Below are 20,882 nucleotides of genomic sequence, written 5' to 3'. Positions count from 1 at the left end.
ATACAATTAATTTTTAAATTATTGATTCACCAATAATGATCCAGAAGCTTTTTATGATGTAGGAGCGTTTTAGGCAAGCCGGGAACTTACCCTATTGGGTATGTTCTTCCTACTGAACAGAAAGTAACTAAAGATATTATAAAACTTTCTTTAGTAGTATCTCTCAATCAATTTTGCTATTCTAGTATTTAGACATCCTTTTGTTTACAAAGAAACACTAGTTTATGGATCGAATATAGAAGCTATATATTTAATTACCCCTTTGGTTATTATATATGCTGCAATTGAATAGCAGTAATTTGTCTTTCGTGTGGTATATTTTACTAATTTAATATTTACTAAAATTGGATAATATATTAAATTATATATAATTTAAGAAAGATTTAAAATTTTAACAACATAGTAAGTTTAATATTCAGTTTTTTTGTCTCTAACATTCTTGATTGTGCACTATGTATTATACTTATAATATTCGTCATTCTATGATGTTTCAATTATAAAAATAAGAGGAGTATCCACGTTATGCGAACCCACTTCAAAAACTTAAAACCTTGGAAACGTTGGACAATTGGCATTTTTACTTTTATATTAATTACCCTATTAATTTCAGTCGTTTGGATATATGTAGATCTCAAATCAAAGGACATAGTAGACATTCAAGAACGGTTATATGAAAGGGATCAGGGACAAGGTATAGAAATAGAAAAAGCAGACCCTGATGATTTACCTTCCAGTGTCGGAGGTCAATTAGAAAAAGCTGAAGAATTTGCAGACAAACCAATTGAAATGGAAGATGCGCTAGATGTAACCTCTATCTTGTTAAACTCAGGATTAAGTTTAAAAGAAATGCAATACTTAACGGGTCAGGCAAAAGAAGGTTTATCACCGGAGGAACTAAAGCATATAAGAGACACTCTTTTAGCAAAACTGACACAGGAAGAAATTGATGCATTACGTCAAATAGCTAGGTACTATGGAAGAACGTTAGATATATTAGATCCGAATGTAAAAATAAAAGGTTTAGAGGAAGAAACAACGGAAGTGTCTCAAAACATAGAGGATACATCTGTAAACCAAGAAAGCGAATCAACTGAAACTGGAATCCAGTCAATAGAAGTCCAAACCGAACCAACTCAAGAAAATGTACCAACTGAAGATGGAACAGAAGAAATTCAACAAGAAATTGTACCTACATTAACACCAGTAACCCAAGAAGTACAACAAAAATACCAAACTGAGATAGAATCACTACAAAACACCTGCGAAGGAAAAGTCAACGACCTAGCTGTTGAAATCAACTCAGACATTGACAATAAATTAGCAGATGGTGAACAAGTAACAGTTCAATACTTGCAAGCTACTTTCTTACAAAAATTTGTACAAGCTGAAAATGAATGTAATAATCAATTCGAAGGGTTAATGACCCAAGCAGAACAAGAATTTGAAACAGGAGGTTTTGATCCAATTACAATTGAGGAATGGAGACAAACCTACCAGAATGTAAAAGATGAAACAAGCAATAAAATATTGAACAGTTTAATTTCTAAAATACAAAACAGTGGTAGCTAGTTGATCCACTGTTTTTCTATTTTATAAGGAATCATAAATAGACACGTATAGTAAATGATCATACTGAGAATATTAATTTATAGTTAAAAAAAACGATTGGTTTGTATAATTAAATCATTATTTTGCTCTTCCAAAGCAATTTTAGCTGAGTAATATTATTAATTACTAATACTAAAAGGAACGACACATGATGTCTAATAAAAGAAAACAATTAAAATTCATAACCTCTCTAGCAGTAGTATTCCTATGGATGCTGCTCATATTTTATTTATCATCTCAAGTTGCTAGCCAGTCAGACAATCTTAGCAGAAATGTTTCAGAAGTTGTCATAGTAACCGTAGATAACATTACTCCAAAACATGATATAAATATCAATACAATGAATCATTTTGTACGTAAAAATGCTCATTTCTTTACATACTTAGTGTTAGGGTTATTAGTTATTATTGCAATCAGAAGAAGTGATATGATTGGATTTAAATCTTATACTTTGGCTTTTGCAATATGCATCCTATACGCAATTTCCGATGAATTTCATCAACTATACGTACCTGGGAGAGGTCCTGAGGTAAGGGATGTCTTGATAGATAGTCTAGGCTCTTTAGTAGGAATAAGTATGTACTACTTGTTAACTTTGTTTGGAATACAAAAACAAAAGAAGTTTTAACTCTAGGAGAATTAACAAATAACCTCTTCGTATAAGTCTATTGGGGTAATCAGTTATTGGCAAAACATTGTCTACTTAAATTACCTCTACGGGGTTATTTGATTTTTAATTAAACTCGATAATTCACTACACTTCCTTTCAGAAATAATGCAGAAGAACCTGAACAAATAACATAACTATATACATCTAAGCTAGATTTAATAGCTTTAATTTCTTGTCCCTTCTCTAATCTATTATGATGTCAATATTACTTGATCTGTTTAATTTATCATTGATATTACACACGGATGGTACAAACAATTTCCTTATAATCCGCATATTCAAAGAGAACTGCATCCCTATGAATAACAAGAACCAGCATCCTCATTCCTAGTTTTTAACCGCTAATATCGAATCTACTTGTGCTTGACCCCTCTCCCAAAATTATAAAATTTTTATTCATTTTCCACTAATCCTATTATTATAAGTTAATTCTAACCTCTTTTTTGATAATAACTAGTTTCCCAAATTATTTATTTTAATATTTAATTTAACTATGGTATCAATAAATAGTTTGTCTTAAATAAGTATCTTATAAAGTGAAAGAATAATACATAACTTAATATTTCATTGTTCACTTTTTTAAAACTATGGTCATATAGTAACAATAGACAGAAATTTCTGTGGAGGTATCTGAAAAGCACATATTATAAACAATGCTCTTTTTTATACAAAGGTATTACAAACGAAAAAAGTCTTGAAATCATATAACTGAGGAATAAAATGTCATATGTCACTTATCAAACAACTTAACAAATTTATACGTAAAAAGGAGTTTTAAAATGAACATTTTAATAACAGGCGGGGCGGGATTTATCGGTTTTAATTTTATTAAATTTTTACTTTCCAAGTATAAATATACGATTATCAATTTAGATTTATTAACTTATGCAAGTAATTTAGAAAGCTTAGTAGACAGAGTAGATCATGAAAATTATCACTTTATTAAAGGTGACATATGTAATAGAGATCTTCTAAATGATATTTTTAGTCAGTATAACATTGATGTAGTTATTAATTTTGCGGCAGAATCTCATGTTGATCGTAGTATTGATGACCCGGAAATCTTTTTAAAAACAAATGTTATAGGTACACAAGCATTATTAGATACAGCTAAGAAGAATTGGAAAGTATCATCTGACAAGTATGATAGAGAATTTAAAAAAGGAGTAAAATTTATTCAACAGATGAAGTGTATGGTACTTTAGGAGAAAAAGGTTATTTTACAGAGAAAACTTGCCTCGCACCAAATAGTCCCTATTCAGCATCAAAGGCGAGTGCTGATATGCTTGTTAGGGCATATCATGAGACTTATGGTTTGCCGATGAACATTACTCGGTGTAGTAATAATTATGGGCCTTATCAGTTTCCAGAGAAACTTGTTCCATTAATGATTCATCACTGTTTGGAAGAAAAGCCTCTCCCAGTGTATGGCGATGGATTGCAAATAAGAGATTGGTTGCACGTATCTGACCATTGCTCTGCTATTGATATTGTTTTAAACAAAGGAAAGGTTGGAGAGGTTTATAATATTGGTGGTCATAATGAAAAATCAAACATAGAAGTTGTTATACTAATAGTTGCAACGCTAGGGAAATTAGAGGACCTTATTCAATATGTTGAGGATCGTCTCGGACATGATAGAAGATACGGTATAGATAATACGAAAATAACAACTCAATTAGGATGGAAACCTGTTTATACTTTTGAACAAGGAATGAGGGAAACGATTGAATGGTATTTAAATCATACAGATTGGGTGAAGAATATATTAAACAAGGGTAATTGATATACTGTAAGATAATCTCTTAATCTTTTAATCTCTTCAGTTTTAGAAACAACTATAGCAGCATAATTCACTCCTGATCAGAATATACTTAGATTTGTAGACAAACTACTGTTTAAATTATGATGATATAAATTTTCAGACAAGAGTATTGTGAAGGAGTAGATGAATTATGCTCCTGTATATAATGATGTAGTGGAAAAGATGGCTGAGACAGTAAGTTTAGATCATAATAAAAGGATAGAAATACTTTCAAGGATTTAAAATTTACGTATGAATAACTAGCTTGTTATTGGTTGTAGATTTAAAGGTTAGTAAAGGAGAGGAATAATAATTGAATGATAAATCACTTCATCTCAAAAAAGTATATGTCATTACAGGAGTAGCAGGTTTCATTGGCTATTATGTATCTAAAAAGCTATTAGAGCAGGGATGTAAAGTAATTGGTGTCGATAACATCAATGATTATTATGATGTGAATCTTAAACAGGCACGTTTAGAACAACTGCAGACTTTTGAGCAGTTTACGTTTTTGAAGCAAGATATATCTGATAAGGCAGAAATGTTACATATTTTTGAAGAGTACAAACCAAGTTTCGTAGTCCATCTAGCAGCTCAAGCTGGTGTACGATATTCAATAGAAAATCCCGATGCATATATTCAAAGCAACATTATCGGGTTTTACAATATTCTTGAAGCGTGTAGACACCATCCTGTTGAACATTTAGTGTATGCTTCCTCTAGTTCTGTTTATGGAGCCAATAAAAAGGTGCCTTTTGAAGAAACGGATTTTGTAGACAATCCTGTATCCCTTTATGCCTCTACGAAAAAATCCAATGAATTAATGGCACATACATATAGCCATCTATACAACATTCCTGCTACGGGACTACGCTTTTTTACGGTTTATGGTCCTATGGGGCGACCAGACATGGCATATTTTGGTTTTACAGATCAACATTTTGCAGGTAAACCCATTAAAATCTTTAACAATGGTGACTTTAAAAATGACCTTTACCGTGATTTTACCTACATTGATGATATTGTAGAAGGAATTGAACGACTGATAAGCCAACCACCTAAAGGAGATGGGGTTCAGCATAAGGTATTTAATATTGGAAACAATAACCCAGAGAAATTAATGGTCTTTATAGAAACATTAGAGCAAGCACTTAGTCAATCATTGGGTAGAGAAGTTGTATTTAAGAAGAGTTTTGAACCAATCAAACCAGGAGATGTTCCCGCTACATATGCTTCAACAGACTTATTGAAGGAGGCAGTAGAGTTTAAACCGAAAACCTCGATTCAAGATGGTCTTCAGAAGTTTACGGATTGGTATGTAGGGTATTACGGGGTTAAATAGATTCCCACAACCTTACAAGCTGCTTTCCTATTTAACACTTCTTAATTTCCCTTCTTATTTAAATAGCTCTTACCTTCCACGATTTATGTGGAAGGTAAGAGCTATTTTTTTATAACACCAGAATTAATAAGTTAACAAATCCAATGTTTAAACAAAAACTACCTTTAATGATGGATTCGACGACTGCTCCGAAAGACTCAGATAGTTTTTTTTCTATGAATTTCTTCCTCTCCAGTACTATTATTTATCCATCAGCATACAAATAATCTATAACATTACTAGATTAATACTAATCTGAATGTACATATATTGCGAAGCAGAGGAGGAAATCATTAGTAATGAAAATCACAATAGCAGGGACAGGATATGTGGGGCTATCCATAGCCATATTATTGTCTCAGCATAATGAAGTAGTGGCACTGGACATTAATCAGGAAAAAGTAGAGCTGATTAATAACAGGAAGTCTCCCATAGCTGATACCGGGATTGAAGAGTTTTTAGCAACAAAAGAATTAAATTTGACAGCAACTACAGATCCATATAAGGCATATGAAGGTGCAGAGTTTGTTATTATTTCAACACCAACAGATTATGACCCTGAGAAAAATTATTTTAATACTAGCTCTGTAGAAGATGTAATTCAGAATGTATTAACAATAAATCCAGATGCAGTAGTGGTGATTAAATCAACAGTGCCCGTTGGCTATACAGAAAAAATGAAAGAAATGTTCCAGACAGATAATATCATTTTTTCACCAGAATTTTTGAGAGAAGGAAAAGCTCTATACGATAATTTATACCCTTCGAGAATTGTTGTCGGTGAGAAATCACATAGAGCAGAGAAGTTTGCAAATTTATTAGCGGAAGGAGCCATTAAAAAGGACATCGATATTTTATTTGCAAATGCAACTGAAGCCGAAGCTGTAAAGCTTTTTTCAAATACATATCTTGCTATGAGAGTGGCTTATTTTAACGAATTAGATACGTATGCTGAAATTAGAGGTTTAAATACAAAGGAAATTATTGAAGGTGTGGGATTGGACCCGAGAATTGGGACACATTATAACAATCCTTCATTTGGATATGGAGGGTATTGTTTACCAAAGGATACTAAGCAGTTAAGAGCTAATTACGCTGATATACCTAATAATATTGTAGGTGCAATTGTGGATTCAAACCGAACCAGAAAAGACCATATAGCAGAAATGATAGTTGCCCACAAACCTAAAGTTGTAGGTATTTATAGGTTAACGATGAAATCAAATTCGGATAATTTTAGAACCTCTTCCATACAAGGGATTATGAAGAGAATTAAAGCCAAAGGCATTGAAGTGGTAGTGTATGAACCTGGATTAGAAGAAGAAAAATTCTTTCATTCACAGGTAATCAAGGAACTTAGTGAGTTTAAGAGGTTATCGGATGTAATTGTTTCGAATCGACTCAGTCCTGAGATTCAAGATGTTAAAGATAAGGTGTATACTCGGGATTTATTTAATCGAGATTAATTCTTACAGAATAAGATCATTTATATTTTATTAAAAATATCCTTTTGACAAACATAATATAAAATAGATCCGCATAGGATGGTGTATCTATAAAATATGGAAAGGTGAGACAATGATTGAAAAAAGTATAGAGTATCAACCGAATCATAGTGATTCATTAATGACACAAAAGGAATTCACGCACTCAAAGTATAAGATGGTGGTATTTTCATTTATCAAACGTACATTAGACATATTGTTATCAGTATTTGGGTTGCTAATTAGCGCTCCTATTATCCTAGTATTTGCAATATTAATTAAACTAGAAACATCTGGGCCTGCATTCTACATACAAGATAGAGTTGGACGTAACGGAAAACACTTTAAGATGATTAAACTACGTTCAATGAGATCTGATCATGGTGGAATATTATGGACAAGCAAAAATGATCCACGTATTACTTTAGTAGGTAGATTTATAAGAAAACGAAGAATTGATGAAATTCCTCAATTTATTAATGTTTTAAAAGGTGACATGAGTATTATTGGACCAAGACCTGAAACACCTACCTTTACAAAGAAATTTCTAAAAGAAGTGCCTAACTTTACGGATAGATTACAAGTAAAACCTGGAATTACAGGATGGGCACAGGTTAATGGTGGATATGAGTTGACAGCTAAAGAGAAATTATCACTTGACTTACATTATATTAACAACAGGAAATTATATTTTGAATTTAAAATTTTTTATAAAACCATCTTCATTATTTTTTCTGGAATAGGGTCAAGATAAAGGGAGGACAATGATGAATGTAAAAATTATGGTAACTGGTGGATGTGGTTTTATAGGTTCTCATATAGTAGAGCAATTGCTTAAAAAACAATACGAAGTCATTGTAGTGGATAACCTCAGCACAGGTAAATTGAATAATATTATCTTAGATAAAATTGATTTTTATTTATGTGATATTTCTAGTAAAGAATTTCAGCAAATTGTACAAAAAACTAGACCTGATTATATCATACATCAAGCTGCACATGTATCTGTTGTGAATTCTACAATAGATATGATGCACGATGCAGAAATAAACATTAAGGGATCTTTAAATGTAATTGAAGCAGCAAAAAGAAACAAGGTCAAAAAAATTATATTTGCATCATCAGCAGCGGTATATGGTGAGACTCAATATTTGCCTATTGATATCCACCACCAAACTAATCCTCAATCACCTTACGGACTATCTAAATGTACAGTAGAGGAATATTTGAAATTTGCATCACAGTATTATGGGGTAAAATCTACTATTTTACGATATAGTAATGTCTATGGTCCACGCCAAAATCATTTAGGAGAAGGAGGAGTCGTTTCCATATTTGCTAATAATATGACTAATCATAAGGATATTATTATTTATGGTGATGGTGAACAGACTAGAGACTTTATTTATGTTAAAGATGTAGCCACTGCAAATATTCAAGCTTTACATTATGGAGATGGACGAATATTTAATGTTTCTTCCTCTGCTCAAGTAACAATTAATGATTTATTTAACAAGATGACAAATTTATTGAATAATAATCAAGCACCTATTTATCAAAAAGCACGAGAAGGTGAAATTATTGATAGTCTTTTATGTAATGATATAACAAAAAAGTACTTAAATTGGGATTTATTACATTCACTTGATAATGGTTTAAAGGAAACAATTGATTTCTACAAAAACTATTCATTGGTAAACTAGATTAAAGGAATTGTGTATATAGTTTAAAATAGCCTCCATAATGGAGGCTATTTTAGTTAGAGGATAATATTAAATGTGAAGTTTGAATGCTTAACAATTATTTATGTATAAATATATATCAAGTTAAATACTATACTTTAGCTGTCTCATTATGGTTTACAATAGCAAATAATTTACTCTTTATTTGTTCTGGCATCATATTTTCTACTTCATTTATAATTTGGATTAATAGGTTATACTCCATATAGTTTGAATGGCCAATATAAATACTTTCAAATACTTTCTGATGATTTGTTTCCTCAGGGCTTAGAAGCTCTTCATATAATTTTTCTCCTGGTCCAATCCCAGTGAATTTGATCTTTATCTCATCTTGTGTGTATCCGGATTTTTTAATTAATTTATGTACTAGATCTACAATTTTGATTGGTTCCCCCATATCAAGCACAAAAAGCTCTCCTTCATTATCTAAAGTGCCAGCTTGAATGACAAGACGGGCTGCTTCAGATACTGTCATAAAATACCGTTCCATTTCTGGGTGAGTTATGGTTATAGGTCCTCCTTCTTGAATTTGCTTCTTAAATAGTGAAATGGCACTTCCCCTGCTTCCTAGCACATTTCCAAAACGGACGGCAATAAAGTTTGTTTTACTCACTGTATTCATATGCTGAATCACCATTTCTGCCACTCGTTTTGTGGCTCCCATTACACTGGTAGGATGAACAGCCTTATCTGAAGAGGTCATGACAAATGTTTTAACTTTAGCAAAATCAGCTGCTTCAGCAACATTTCTTGTTCCAATGATATTATTTTTTACAGCTTCTTCAGGATTGCGTTCCATTAAAGAAACATGTTTATGAGCTGCAGTATGATAAACAATTGCAGGCTTATATTTTTTAAATATATTAAACATTTTTGATCGATCTTGGACATCGGCAATTTCTGTGAAAAATTGAATACTAGGGTAACGTTGTTTTAATTCCTTCTCTATTAGATAAATACTATATTCACCATGACCTAATAAAACAACACTATCCGGATGATAGCTGCTGATTTGTCTGCAAATTTCAGAGCCTACCGATCCCCCAGCACCTGTGACTAAGATGCATTGATGATGTATAGATTCCATAATCCCACGATCATTTAATTGAACAGGTTCTCTTTCTAATAATTCCGCTGCTGGAACATCAAAAGCTATTTTTGAAGTTAATTCATGACCTTTCTTTTGATATTGATCTTCTAAGTACTTTAAAAGCATCCTTCGAAAAAAGAAATAATGAAGGGTGATAAAAACGAGTGAGGATAACACAGTAAATGAGATGGATATTGTGGTTGTTACAGAACTCACCCACTGTCCTGCTGTGATCAAGGATAAGAAGATAAGTAGGTCTAAACAAAGAAGAAGTAATAGGTTTTTTGAATATTTCATTATTAATAACCTCCAATTATTAAGTTCATTTAATATATGTACTCTATTAACTGTCACTTTATGATCATTAATTCTACTGGGAAATTGAAAGATGATTAATGATTTTGTAATAAAAAAAATCGAGATGAATATCCTAGTTAGTAGAGTGTAGAGATTAGTTCTAGTAATAGTGATGAGAATTAGTAGAGTTAGAGAATAGAAAAATATTTATATATTAAGGAGAAATCACGTGAAAGAATTAAGACCTATTTTTTTTCGTTTCATAAAAGTTCCTTTAAAAGTTTTTAAACATATGGGTGGCTCTGGATTATTGAATTGGTTGTCAGATGAGTTTTATTTGAAGTTAGTCTATTGGTGTGAAACAGGGAAAAAACTAAATACAGCAAATCCTTCTACATTTAATGAAAAACTGCAATGGCTAAAGTTACATGATAGGAAACCTGAATATACTAGATATGTTGATAAATATGAGGTTCGTTCATATATTAAACAATCGATTGGAGAGCAATATCTTATTCCTCATATTGGAATTTATAATACTGTGGAAGAAATTGATTGGAATGCCCTTCCTAATCAATTTGTACTTAAATGCACACACAGCTCAGGTAGAAATATTATTTGTACAAACAAAGATAGACTAGATATTAAAGAGTCTAAACGGAAATTAAATAAGTGGTTGAAGAGAAATCATTATTGGTACGGTAGGGAGTGGCCTTACAAAAATATTAAAGCAAGGATTACGTGTGAGGAATTTATTTCAGACACAGGGAAGGCACCGGATGATTACAAGGTTTTGTGCTTTAATGGAACAGTAAAATTAATTCAAGTGCATACAAATAGATTCGCTAATCATAAACAAGATTTTTATGATAGAAATTGGAGAAGAACTCAGATTTCGCAAGAAGGTTCAACATCAAATACGTTATTAGAAAGACCAGAACATCTTAATAAAATGATTCAGTTATCAGAAAAATTAGCATCGAATATGAGACATGTTAGAATTGATTGGTTTGTTGTACAAGGACAACTTTTTTTTGGTGAAATCACGTTTTTTGATGGTTCTGGTTTTGTAGAATTTGATAACCACGAGGATGATCATTTATTAGGGAGTTGGATTGAATTAACAGGATATTAAGTTTTCATATTTAGTCATATTAGTAATAGGGTGGTAATAAGTATAAATAGTATTACTAGAAATGATTGAAAATCTTATTGTTAATTTTGAGTTCATGAGGTGAGTGGAGTGAAGGGAATTAGTGTTATCATACCATATTATAAAGGGGAAAAATATATAAAGGAAACAATTGAAACTGTGAACCGTGCTTTAGAAATAAGTAGTATGAATTATGAAATCATTATTATAAACGACAGCCCTGAGGAAGATATATCTAGATATTTGATATTAAGCAGTAAATTAAGAATTATTAATAACCAATTAAATGAGGGTATCGCTTATAGCAGAAATAAGGGTAAGAAACTAGCAAATTATTCACATTTACACTTTATAGATCAAGATGATTGGATAGAGGAGAACTTTTATAAGAAGGTATACTCATACATACAAAAGAGTTATGATGCGATTATATTTAACTATAACTTATGTGAAAAAAATAAACTTACAACAGGTTATAATCTATTATTTTCACAATACATCAAAATATTATCACCCAAACAAATGTTTAAGTATGGTAATTTTTTCAAAACAATTGGGCAGCTAATTGTTAAAAAAGAAGCATTTTCGGAGTTTATAGAAACAGAAACGATGGGCTCAGATGACGCTTATTTGTTCATTGACTTATTTTGGAATCGGAAAAGCAAGAAAATAAAATATATTAAAGAACCATTATTTAATTATAGGGTACATGAAAATAATTACACAGAAAAGACAGATTTTTTCAAATCATCTGCTGAATGTTTTCATAAATATAAAAAGATCAATAAAGAAGTAGCTAAATATGAAAAATATTTATTAAAAAGAAGTTCAGGTGATTTGTATCTGATATATATGGGTCGTATTATCAGATTGTTAACTCGACATGATTATGTAAGTTTATATTGGAGGAAGTTATTATGAAGGGCATCATTTTAGCAGGAGGGTTAGGTACACGATTATACCCTTTAACATCTGCGATAAGTAAACAGTTACTTCCAGTTTATGATAAACCAATGATTTATTACCCTCTTTCTACTTTAATGCTGGCTGGTATACAGGAAATTTTAATTATATCAACTCCGCAGGACCTTCCTAATTTCGAAAAATTGTTGGGAAACGGTAGTCAATTTGGCATTAAGTTATTTTACAAGGAACAGCCATCTCCTGATGGACTTGCACAAGCTTTTATTATTGGTGAGGAATTTATTGAAAACCATTCGTGTGCCATGGTATTAGGAGACAATATTTTTTATGGTAACGGTTTAAAAAACAAGCTGAAAGAAGCTGTTGATAAAGCTGAAAACGGGGAAGCAACTATTTTTGGGTATAATGTTCAAGATCCTGAGCGATTTGGTGTAGTGGAATTTGATGAGGATGGAAAAGTCATATCTTTGGAAGAAAAACCCGAGGAACCTAAATCTAATTACTGCATAACAGGTTTATATTTTTATGATAATAGAGTAGTAGAATATGCAAAAAAAGTCCAACCTTCCTTGAGAGGAGAGTTGGAGATTACAGATTTAAACCAAACGTACTTAAATAATAAAAGTCTAAATGTACAACTTTTAGGAAGAGGATATGCTTGGTTAGATAGTGGTACTGTGGACAGCCTTATTGAAGCAACGGATTTTGTCCAAATGATTGAAAAAAGACAAGGGATTAAGATCTCCGCTCCTGAGGAAATTGCGTACATTAACAAGTGGATAGACAAAGAGACCATTTTAAGATCCGCTGAGATTTACGGGAAATCTCCATATGGAAAACACTTAAAGCGGGTTGCAGAGGGGAAAATACGATACTAAATTTGAAAGCATTTTGTGACAAAGGAGTAGACATACTATGAAAGTGACGAAAACTAGATTTAAAGGGCTTTTGATTATAGAAACGGATGTCTATGGAGATCATAGAGGCTGGTTTACGGAATCCTATACTAAAAATAAATTTGTTGAGCAGGGTATTGATATCGATTTTATTCAAGACAATCAATCTTATTCTTCTCAAAAAGGGACTTTAAGAGGAATTCACTTTCAAACTAATCCGAAAGCTCAAACAAAGATGATTAGATGTACGAAAGGAACCATTATAGATACAGTTGTAGATCTAAGAAAAGGTTCAGATACTTACAAGCAATGGTTTAGCATAGAACTCTCAGAAGAAAATAAAAAACAGCTACTCATTCCTAAGGGGTTTGGACATGCATTCTTAACCATGACAGACAATGTAGAAGTTCAGTATAAAGTAGATGAATATTACTCCAAAGAGCATGACAGGAGTATTAAATATAATGATCCCGAGTTGAACATTCAGTGGGGTCATAAGCATCCGATTTTATCAGACAAAGATTTAAGGGCTTCATTATTCGATGAATGTGATGCAAATTTTAGCATCAAAGTACTTGTTACAGGTGCAAATGGCCAACTAGGTTATGACGTTGTACAAAAATTTTCATCTATTGGAATTGAGTGTATAGGTGTCAGTCGTCATGACTTTGACATTACGGATGAACAACAGACTTTAGAATATATCACTTCAATCAAACCAGACGTCATCGTACATTGTGCTGCTTACACATCAGTAGATGAGGCTGAAGAGGATAGGAAAACTTGTTATGCAGTTAATGTAGAAGGTACAAGAAATTTAGCAATAGCTAGTAAAAAAAATGATGCAAAAATGGTGTACATCAGTTCAGATTATGTTTTTAACGGAGAAGGAACAGAACCCCACTCTGAGGATAAACCTACATATGCTGTTAACTATTATGGCTATACTAAGGAAAAGGGTGAGGAGGTTGTAAAAGAACGATTAGATAAATACTTTATCGTAAGGACCTCATGGCTTTATGGTAGAAATGGAAAAAATTTCGTTAAAACGATGATGAAGTTAGCAGCGAATAAAGATGAAATTAGTGTAGTGAATGATCAAATAGGTGCACCAACATACACAAAAGATTTGGCAGCTTTGATTTGCGATTTGATTCAAACGAAACATTATGGAATTTATCATGGAGTAAATGAAGGTTATTGCAGCTGGTATGAATTTGCTTTGGAGATAATGAAGAGAGAAGAAATAAGTGTGAAGGTGAATCCTATTCCATCTGTGAATTATCCAACGAGGGCAAAAAGACCCTACAATTCAAAATTGTCTAAACAGAATTTAATTAACAATGGCTTTTCTTTATTACCTGATTGGAAACTGGCTTTGGAACGTTATTTGAATTCAGAGAGAGAAAATAAGTAGAGTGTTGGGGATGGAATATTGAATAAAAAATTCATTCATTTTATGAAAAATTTCTCATATTCATTAACATCGAATTTAGTTTCATTCATCATATCGATTTTAATCGTTCTAATTATACCTAAATTAATCGGTGTAGAAGAGTATGGTTATTGGCAGCTATATATTTTTTATGTTTCTTATGTGGGTTTCCTTCATTTTGGTTGGAATGATGGAATCTATTTAAGATATGGCGGTAAAGATTATGAAAAGCTTGATAAGCCATTATTTTATTCACAATTTATCATGTTAATGATGTCACAAGCCATTTTTACATCATTTATATTTGTATATTCTTCCTTGTTTGTATCCAATATCAATAAAGTTTTTATATTTCAGACCATTGCTTTTGTTTTGTTGATTGTAAATGCAAGAGTCATGTTGCAGTTAATACTTCAAAGCACAAATAGAATTAAAGAATATGCTCAAATTACAATCATGGATAAACTCTTATATATGATACTGATTATTACCTTTCTGCTTATTGGAATTAGAGACTTTAAGTTTATGATTATCGCAGATATAATCGGGAAATTTATATCATTACTTTATGCAATCTATTGCTGTAGAGACCTAGTTATTCATAGAATATCTACATTTTATTTTAGTTTTAAAGAAACGGTCATAAACGTCAGTGTTGGGATCAAGTTAATGTTTTCTAACATAGCGAGTATGTTGATTATAGGAAATGTGAGATTCGGAATTGAACGTACGTGGGATGTAAGCACCTTTGGAAAAGTATCTCTGACATTAAGTATATCGAATCTTATGATGTTATTTATAAATGCTATGGGTATTATTATGTTTCCGGTTTTAAGAAGGACGGATGAGGAGAGGCTGCCAAGTATATATAACGATGAGAAATTTGTTGATGACCACTGAATTAGCTGTTTTAATCTTCTATTTTCCTTTAAAAGTAGTCCTGCAGGTTTGGCTCCCCCAATATGCAGATAGTTTGAATTACATGGCCTTGCTGTTTCCATTGTTTGTTTATGAAGGTAAGATGTCACTGTTGATTAATACATACTTGAAAACTTTGCGAAAAGAAAAGCTAATGTTAATAATTAATTTTATCTCTTTTGTTTTAAGTTGTATTCTCACAATCATCACTACTATACTGTTGAAAAATCTAGATCTAGCGATTTCTTCGATCGTATTGCTTCTAGTATTTAGATCTGTACTAGCAGAATTGTTACTCGCTAAAATCTTAGAGATTTCCATTAATAAAGATATTATATTGGAAATCATAATTGTATTCATTTTTGTTTTATCTGGCTGGTTCATCGACTCTTGGGTTAGCGTTTTAGTATATGGAGGAGCTTATTTGACTTATTTGCTTATAAAGAAAGAGGAACTCATGGGTACGATGAAACATGCAAAGTTATTTATTAAAGCATAGGAGGAAATTATGAAAAAGATATTAGTTACTGGCGGTGCTGGTTTTATAGGCAGCAACTTTATCACAATGATGTTAAAGCAATACACTAATTATCAGGTGATTAATGTTGATTCTTTGACTTATGCAGGGAATTTAGAGAACTTAAAGTCTATAGAGGATAATCCAAACTATACATTTGTAAAAGCAGACATAAGGGATAGAACCAAGATGGATCAAGTATTTGCTTCATTTGGAATTGATACCGTGATTAACTTTGCTGCTGAAAGCCATGTGGATCGAAGTATTGATGAACCAGAATTGTTCTTGACCACGAATATAATAGGAACTCAAGTATTGTTAGCTGTGGCAAAAAAACATTGGAAAATAAACCCCAGCAATAAATATTGTAAAGAATATAAAGATGGAGTGAAGTTTTTACAAGTGTCTACCGATGAAGTCTATGGGACACTGGGGAAAACAGGAAAGTTTATTGAAACCACTCCATTAATGCCGAATAGTCCTTATTCAGCTTCAAAAGCAAGTGCAGATATGATAGTGAGAGCTTATCATGAAACGTATGGAATGCCAGTAAATATAACCCGTTGCAGTAATAATTATGGCCCTTATCAGTTTCTTGAAAAATTAATACCTTTAATGATCTGTCAAGCTTTTCAAAATAAAGTATTACCTATTTATGGTGATGGAATGCAGGTAAGAGATTGGCTGCATGTGTTTGATCATTGTCGTGCAATTGATACTGTACTACATTATGGAGTAATTGGAGAGATTTATAATATTGGCGGAAATAATGAACGAACGAATATAGATATTGTAAAACAAATACTTAAAACATTGAATAAACCAGACTATTTAATAAAACATATAGAGGATCGACCAGGTCATGATCGGAGATATGCTATTGATAATACTAAAATCACGACTCAGTTGGGATGGAAACCTTCCTATACTTTTGAAGAAGGAATAAAAGAGACAATTGATTGGTATTTAAATCATAAAAGTTGGATTATGTCATTCTAACATTTAAATTACTACGAAAATGTATTTAAATATAATAAATAAAGTTATATTATGTATAAAAAGGAAGAGGAGTTATGAACATTTACAGTTCATAACTCCTCTTCCTTTTTGTATATCTAGTAAAATATTTGAACCAAATATAAATAGATTGGAATAAAGAAAGAACGTCCTTCATACATATGGAAGAGTAGAACATTACTTGTCCCAACTAGATTTAAGTAAAGGAGATTATATGTGCAAAATACTCTTTTGAATATGATGAATAATGAATCGATAGTTAGTTCGGAGAACCATAAAGTCCTTCATATAAGCACGATTGATATTACGATAACCAAAATGTTGATGGATAAAATGAAGGAGTTGCAGAAACTCGGATATGAAGTAGATTTTATGTCTACAGATACTGGTCTAGCAGCTGAAATTGAATTAGAGGGCTTTAAGCACATTCCTGTCCATATTTCTCGCAGTATTCACATCATTGAGGATATTAAAAGTATCTTGGAAGTTTATAAATTGTTAAAAAACAGCAATTATGACATTGTTCATACACATACAGCAAAAGCAGGGTTTATTGGTAGAGTTGCAGCTTTTTTAGCAGGGAAAAAAATTGTAGCACATACTAGCCATGGGCTTCCATTCTATAAAGGTCAATCTACGTTGTCTTATCACTTATATAAATGGTTGGAGAAAACAGCTAGTTGGTTTAGCCATGCATACTTTTCTCAAAATGTTGAGGATTTGAAAACCATACAAAAATTTGTACCCAAAAAATTGTTAACTGGTTATGAAGGAAATGGTGTTCCTTTAGAAAAGCTCGATCTTATCCCAAGGTTGAATGATTCGGAAAAGACAAGCTTAAAAAAGAGCATGGGCCTTTCACAAAATGAGTTCATTTTTTTAATGGGTGCTAGGATGGAACCCGTAAAAAACCATAAAATGTTGATCCAAGCTGTGAATCAAATGAATCAAGATCTTAATTTTAAAGTAATACTCGCAGGAGAAGGTATTCTTAAACAAAGCATTGTAGATTTGGCTGATGAATTAGGGATTAGAAACAAAATTATTTTTTTAGGTTATACAGAAAATATTTACAATTACATTCAGATTGCAGATGCTGTGTTATTGACCTCTGAGAAGGAAGGGATTCCTAGAATCATAATGGAGTCTATGGTCTTTTTAAAGCCAGTGTTGGCAACGAATGTTTTAGGGACAAAAGAATTAGTTACAGATTCAGAAACAGGTGAATTGGTTGAATTGAACGATGTTAGTACTTTAGCACGGAGAATGAGTGAGTGGATGGAAGAACAATCTCAAAGTAAGTTAATGGAATATGGGATAAATGCAAGGAAAAGAATTGAGGATCACTTTACAGAAGCGATTGTAGCACAAAGAATTCATCAGTATTATGAAACATTACTTAAAATCCCACACAGAAATACATACCACGAAAAAAGGGCAGAAACTTTATAGTATGAGGGAGGGAAGTAGATATGAAGTTACTATTTGCACATGATCATATCTTTTATAAATTTCATGGTGACTATTATAGCAATGGAAGTTTTCCTAAAGATGTTTTATTAAGATATACAAGTATCTTTGATAAGGTTCATTTCATATCAAGACAACAGGTAGTGAATAAACAAACGAATAAAATGTCTTTATCTACTACGGAAAATGTGGAATTCATAAATATTCCAAATTTTAAATCTATTAAAAAAGTCCATAAGATTTTTGAGGCTAGGAAAATCATTAAAAGCGAAGTAGAAAAAGCAGATTGTGTCATTGCTAGATCAAGTTCAATTGGATCGATTGCGGTAGAGTATGCGAAGAAAACAAACAAACCTTATGTCATTGAAGTGGTTGCTTGTCCTTGGGATGCTTTATGGAATTATGGACGTATAACAGGAAAAATGTTAGCTCCATTTTCATATTATAAATTAAAAAAAATAGTCAAAAATGCCCCTTATGTACTGTATGTAACCAATCAGTTCCTTCAAAATAGATACCCTACAAATGGGATGAATATAAGCTGCTCAAATGTAAAGATTGATATTTTCGAGGATCAGGTGTTTAAGGATAGATTAGAGAAAATTAATTCCTTTAGCATAACGAATAAAATTGTGTTTGGGACTGCAGCAGCTGTAAATGTGAAGTTTAAAGGGCAGCAATATGTGATAGAAGCTTTATCTAGATTAAGTAAACAGGGGTATGATGTTGAATATCAGTTGGCAGGGAATGGAGATCATACTTACTTAAGATCTATCGCTCAAAAACTAGGAATAGAAGATAAGCTTGTGTTTTTAGGGGCAGTGCCACACCATAAAATTTTTTCATGGATGGACAATATTGATGTCTATATACAGCCTAGTAAACAAGAGGGGTTACCTAGAGCAGTGTTAGAAGCTATGAGCAGAGCATGCCCTGTTATTGGATCAAATGCAGGGGGTATCCCAGAGTTAGTAGACAAAGAGTATATTTTTAGTAAGGGAAGTGTCAATGACTTAGTTATAAAAATGATTGATTTATTAACTGATAAGGAAGAAATGAGTGGTCAAGCAAGAACAAATTTTAATACTTCAAAAAAATATAATCAGCAGGAGCTAGATATTAGGAGAAGTTACTTTTTAAGCAAATTTAAGCAAGATACCATGAAGGAGTTTAAGTATGTAGTCGAATGAACGGTGCTTCAAATCACTACGTATTAAATAAAAAAGGTGGAACATTAGAATGGAAACAGTAATGAATGAAATACAGAGCAGAAATAATAAAACTTTATCTTCTTATAAAGTTATTTTAGGGATATTTATATTATATTTTATTACAAAACCTTTTTATGTTTTTCCAAGTGGTACCCTCCAAATTGGTGATATGTTATTACTAGCCGCACTTTCACTATCAATTCTTGTCAATCGATTAAAAGTGAGAATAAATAAATTCCATCACAGCTTCTTATTATTAAATTTAATTTTAATTTCATACATTGCTATTATTAATATACTTTGGACAATCATTTTAGATGAATCAATTTATAAACCAACATTATATTATATTTTTAACTTTTTGGCCTGTCTTCTAGTAATTATTTTATATAAAAAAGTTGGAGATCGATTATATAAAACGGTTTATTTCGGTATATTAATTTCGGTATTAGTCCAAACAGTACTTATACTGTTGCTTAATGGAGTGTCTGTAGGAAGAGACACTGGTTTTTTCAATAACCCAAATCAATTAGGCTACTACAGTGTTGTTTCCTTATGTCTTCTAATTTTTTGCAATAAAAAAATGTACAGCAAGGGTCCATTTTTCAATTCTGCATTGATTTCATGTTTATTCCTTGCATTAATCTCTCTATCGAGGGCAGCTATTGCAGCTTCTATTTTAATTATGATCTGGTATATATTGAAGCATAACAGAAAAATTCATTTTACGAGGAAGAAATTAATTTGGATAATCTTAACCTCTATTGTGATTGTTACTGGCTTTTCTGTACTGTTCGATTCTGGCAGCAGTTTGATTACTAATTCTGATATTTATAATGGATTTAAAAATAGAGTCATAGGGAAAAATATAGATTCTGATCAAGAACTATCAAATAGAGGTTATGACCGATTAATCATGTACCCACAGTACTTAATTTTTGGGGGAGGAGAAGGGGCATGGTGGAGATACAATAAAACATACGAATTTCATTCTACATTAGGAAATCTAGCATTATGCTACGGTGTGATAGGGATTATTTTGTTCTGTTTCATTATTATTAGTGTATTTAAACATAATAAGTGGGAAGAGTTTTATTTATTTGTCGGAATTATGATTTATGGACTAACTCATAATGGCATTAGAAATACATTGATTTGGATACTTCTTGCATTAATAGCTTGTGATGTAAGTGAGCAGGATGAATGATAAGTACTTCGATAATAATTCAGAACATTCAAAATTAAGATTTTAACTTACATGTATA

The 20,882-nt window shown here is 31.7% G+C and carries 16 protein-coding genes and 2 pseudogenes; 17 read left to right on the top strand and 1 reads right to left on the bottom strand.

What is annotated here, in order from left to right:
• Nucleotides 1-522 precede the first annotated feature (522 nt).
• The 7 genes and pseudogenes from Q5Y73_RS11465 (at nt 523) to Q5Y73_RS11435 (ending at nt 8,650) form a co-directional block, all read left to right on the top strand.
• Nucleotides 523-1,569, top strand: coding sequence for a hypothetical protein (locus Q5Y73_RS11465; protein WP_305992033.1), 1,047 nt, complete (start codon nt 523-525; stop codon nt 1,567-1,569).
• Between the two features lie 190 nt (nt 1,570-1,759).
• The gene (locus Q5Y73_RS11460) at nt 1,760-2,236 is read left to right on the top strand and encodes a VanZ family protein (RefSeq protein ID WP_305992032.1); all 477 of its coding nucleotides are present in this window, start codon (nt 1,760-1,762) and stop codon (nt 2,234-2,236) included.
• A gap of 821 nt (nt 2,237-3,057) precedes the next feature.
• Nucleotides 3,058-4,064 (top strand): annotated as a pseudogene (gene rfbB / locus Q5Y73_RS11455) (dTDP-glucose 4,6-dehydratase).
• 331 nt (nt 4,065-4,395) lie between these two features.
• Complete coding sequence (locus Q5Y73_RS11450) at nt 4,396-5,424, top strand: SDR family NAD(P)-dependent oxidoreductase (protein WP_305992031.1); 1,029 nt, start codon at nt 4,396-4,398, stop codon at nt 5,422-5,424.
• 338 nt (nt 5,425-5,762) lie between these two features.
• Entirely contained in the window at nt 5,763-6,929 is a 1,167-nt protein-coding gene (locus tag Q5Y73_RS11445) for a nucleotide sugar dehydrogenase (RefSeq protein WP_305992030.1), read from the top strand.
• A gap of 112 nt (nt 6,930-7,041) precedes the next feature.
• On the top strand, nt 7,042-7,701 hold the full coding sequence (locus Q5Y73_RS11440; protein ID WP_305992029.1) for a sugar transferase: 660 nt from the start codon (nt 7,042-7,044) through the stop codon (nt 7,699-7,701).
• A 13-nt stretch (nt 7,702-7,714) separates the two neighbouring features.
• Nucleotides 7,715-8,650, top strand: coding sequence for an NAD-dependent epimerase/dehydratase family protein (locus Q5Y73_RS11435; RefSeq protein WP_305992028.1), 936 nt, complete (start codon nt 7,715-7,717; stop codon nt 8,648-8,650).
• Between the two features lie 130 nt (nt 8,651-8,780).
• Here the strand turns inward: Q5Y73_RS11435 and Q5Y73_RS11430 are convergent.
• Nucleotides 8,781-9,836, bottom strand: a pseudogene (locus Q5Y73_RS11430) (UDP-N-acetylglucosamine 4,6-dehydratase family protein); the annotation flags it as partial.
• A gap of 469 nt (nt 9,837-10,305) precedes the next feature.
• On the opposite strand from Q5Y73_RS11430, the gene Q5Y73_RS11425 reads away from it, so the two are divergent.
• The 10 genes from Q5Y73_RS11425 (at nt 10,306) to Q5Y73_RS11375 (ending at nt 20,824) form a co-directional block, all read left to right on the top strand.
• Nucleotides 10,306-11,211, top strand: a complete 906-nt coding sequence (locus tag Q5Y73_RS11425) for an ATP-grasp fold amidoligase family protein (protein WP_305992027.1) — start codon at nt 10,306-10,308, stop codon at nt 11,209-11,211.
• Between the two features lie 108 nt (nt 11,212-11,319).
• Nucleotides 11,320-12,150 carry a glycosyltransferase family 2 protein gene (locus Q5Y73_RS11420; RefSeq protein ID WP_305992026.1) on the top strand — a complete coding sequence of 277 codons (831 nt, stop codon included), beginning with the start codon at nt 11,320-11,322 and terminating at the stop codon, nt 12,148-12,150.
• Nucleotides 12,147-13,031, top strand: a complete 885-nt coding sequence (rfbA, locus tag Q5Y73_RS11415) for a glucose-1-phosphate thymidylyltransferase RfbA (RefSeq protein WP_305992025.1) — start codon at nt 12,147-12,149, stop codon at nt 13,029-13,031. Before Q5Y73_RS11420 ends, rfbA begins: the two co-directional genes overlap by 4 nt.
• A 37-nt stretch (nt 13,032-13,068) precedes the next feature.
• Entirely contained in the window at nt 13,069-14,466 is a 1,398-nt protein-coding gene (gene rfbD / locus Q5Y73_RS24840; RefSeq protein WP_371320194.1) for a dTDP-4-dehydrorhamnose reductase, read from the top strand.
• 18 nt (nt 14,467-14,484) lie between these two features.
• Nucleotides 14,485-15,384, top strand: coding sequence for an MATE family efflux transporter (locus tag Q5Y73_RS11400; protein WP_305992024.1), 900 nt, complete (start codon nt 14,485-14,487; stop codon nt 15,382-15,384).
• Complete coding sequence (locus Q5Y73_RS11395; RefSeq protein WP_305992023.1) at nt 15,374-15,901, top strand: hypothetical protein; 528 nt, start codon at nt 15,374-15,376, stop codon at nt 15,899-15,901. Before Q5Y73_RS11400 ends, Q5Y73_RS11395 begins: the two co-directional genes overlap by 11 nt.
• 9 nt (nt 15,902-15,910) lie before the next feature.
• Nucleotides 15,911-16,918, top strand: a complete 1,008-nt coding sequence (rfbB, locus tag Q5Y73_RS11390) for a dTDP-glucose 4,6-dehydratase (RefSeq protein WP_305992022.1) — start codon at nt 15,911-15,913, stop codon at nt 16,916-16,918.
• Between the two features lie 234 nt (nt 16,919-17,152).
• Nucleotides 17,153-18,388 (top strand): glycosyltransferase family 4 protein, encoded by a 1,236-nt coding sequence (locus Q5Y73_RS11385; protein WP_305992021.1) that lies wholly within the window; start codon nt 17,153-17,155, stop codon nt 18,386-18,388.
• Nucleotides 18,389-18,408: 20 nt separating this feature from the next.
• Complete coding sequence (locus Q5Y73_RS11380; protein WP_305992020.1) at nt 18,409-19,596, top strand: glycosyltransferase family 4 protein; 1,188 nt, start codon at nt 18,409-18,411, stop codon at nt 19,594-19,596.
• A gap of 49 nt (nt 19,597-19,645) precedes the next feature.
• The gene (locus Q5Y73_RS11375) at nt 19,646-20,824 is read left to right on the top strand and encodes an O-antigen ligase family protein (protein ID WP_305992019.1); all 1,179 of its coding nucleotides are present in this window, start codon (nt 19,646-19,648) and stop codon (nt 20,822-20,824) included.
• Nucleotides 20,825-20,882 lie beyond the last annotated feature (58 nt).

Origin of the sequence: Chengkuizengella axinellae, assembly GCF_030730905.1 — a bacterium.
GTDB classification, from domain to species: Bacteria; Bacillota; Bacilli; order Paenibacillales; family KCTC-33759; genus Chengkuizengella; species Chengkuizengella axinellae.
Note: the sequence above shows the minus strand (reverse complement) of the source record. Positions and strands in the feature narration are given on the sequence as shown.

What these genes read in the sequence shown, in the direction of transcription:
- Q5Y73_RS11375 (WP_305992019.1), top strand. Translation starts at nt 19,646, where the DNA reads ATGGAAACAGTAATGAATGAAATACAGAGCAGAAATAATAAAACTTTA.
- Q5Y73_RS11395 (WP_305992023.1), top strand. Translation starts at nt 15,374, where the DNA reads ATGACCACTGAATTAGCTGTTTTAATCTTCTATTTTCCTTTAAAAGTA.
- Q5Y73_RS11445 (WP_305992030.1), top strand. Translation starts at nt 5,763, where the DNA reads ATGAAAATCACAATAGCAGGGACAGGATATGTGGGGCTATCCATAGCC.
- rfbA (WP_305992025.1), top strand. Translation starts at nt 12,147, where the DNA reads ATGAAGGGCATCATTTTAGCAGGAGGGTTAGGTACACGATTATACCCT.
- Q5Y73_RS11465 (WP_305992033.1), top strand. Translation starts at nt 523, where the DNA reads ATGCGAACCCACTTCAAAAACTTAAAACCTTGGAAACGTTGGACAATT.
- Q5Y73_RS11440 (WP_305992029.1), top strand. Translation starts at nt 7,042, where the DNA reads ATGATTGAAAAAAGTATAGAGTATCAACCGAATCATAGTGATTCATTA.
- Q5Y73_RS11435 (WP_305992028.1), top strand. Translation starts at nt 7,715, where the DNA reads ATGAATGTAAAAATTATGGTAACTGGTGGATGTGGTTTTATAGGTTCT.
- Q5Y73_RS11460 (WP_305992032.1), top strand. Translation starts at nt 1,760, where the DNA reads ATGTCTAATAAAAGAAAACAATTAAAATTCATAACCTCTCTAGCAGTA.
- Q5Y73_RS11380 (WP_305992020.1), top strand. Translation starts at nt 18,409, where the DNA reads ATGAAGTTACTATTTGCACATGATCATATCTTTTATAAATTTCATGGT.
- rfbB (WP_305992022.1), top strand. Translation starts at nt 15,911, where the DNA reads ATGAAAAAGATATTAGTTACTGGCGGTGCTGGTTTTATAGGCAGCAAC.
- rfbD (WP_371320194.1), top strand. Translation starts at nt 13,069, where the DNA reads ATGAAAGTGACGAAAACTAGATTTAAAGGGCTTTTGATTATAGAAACG.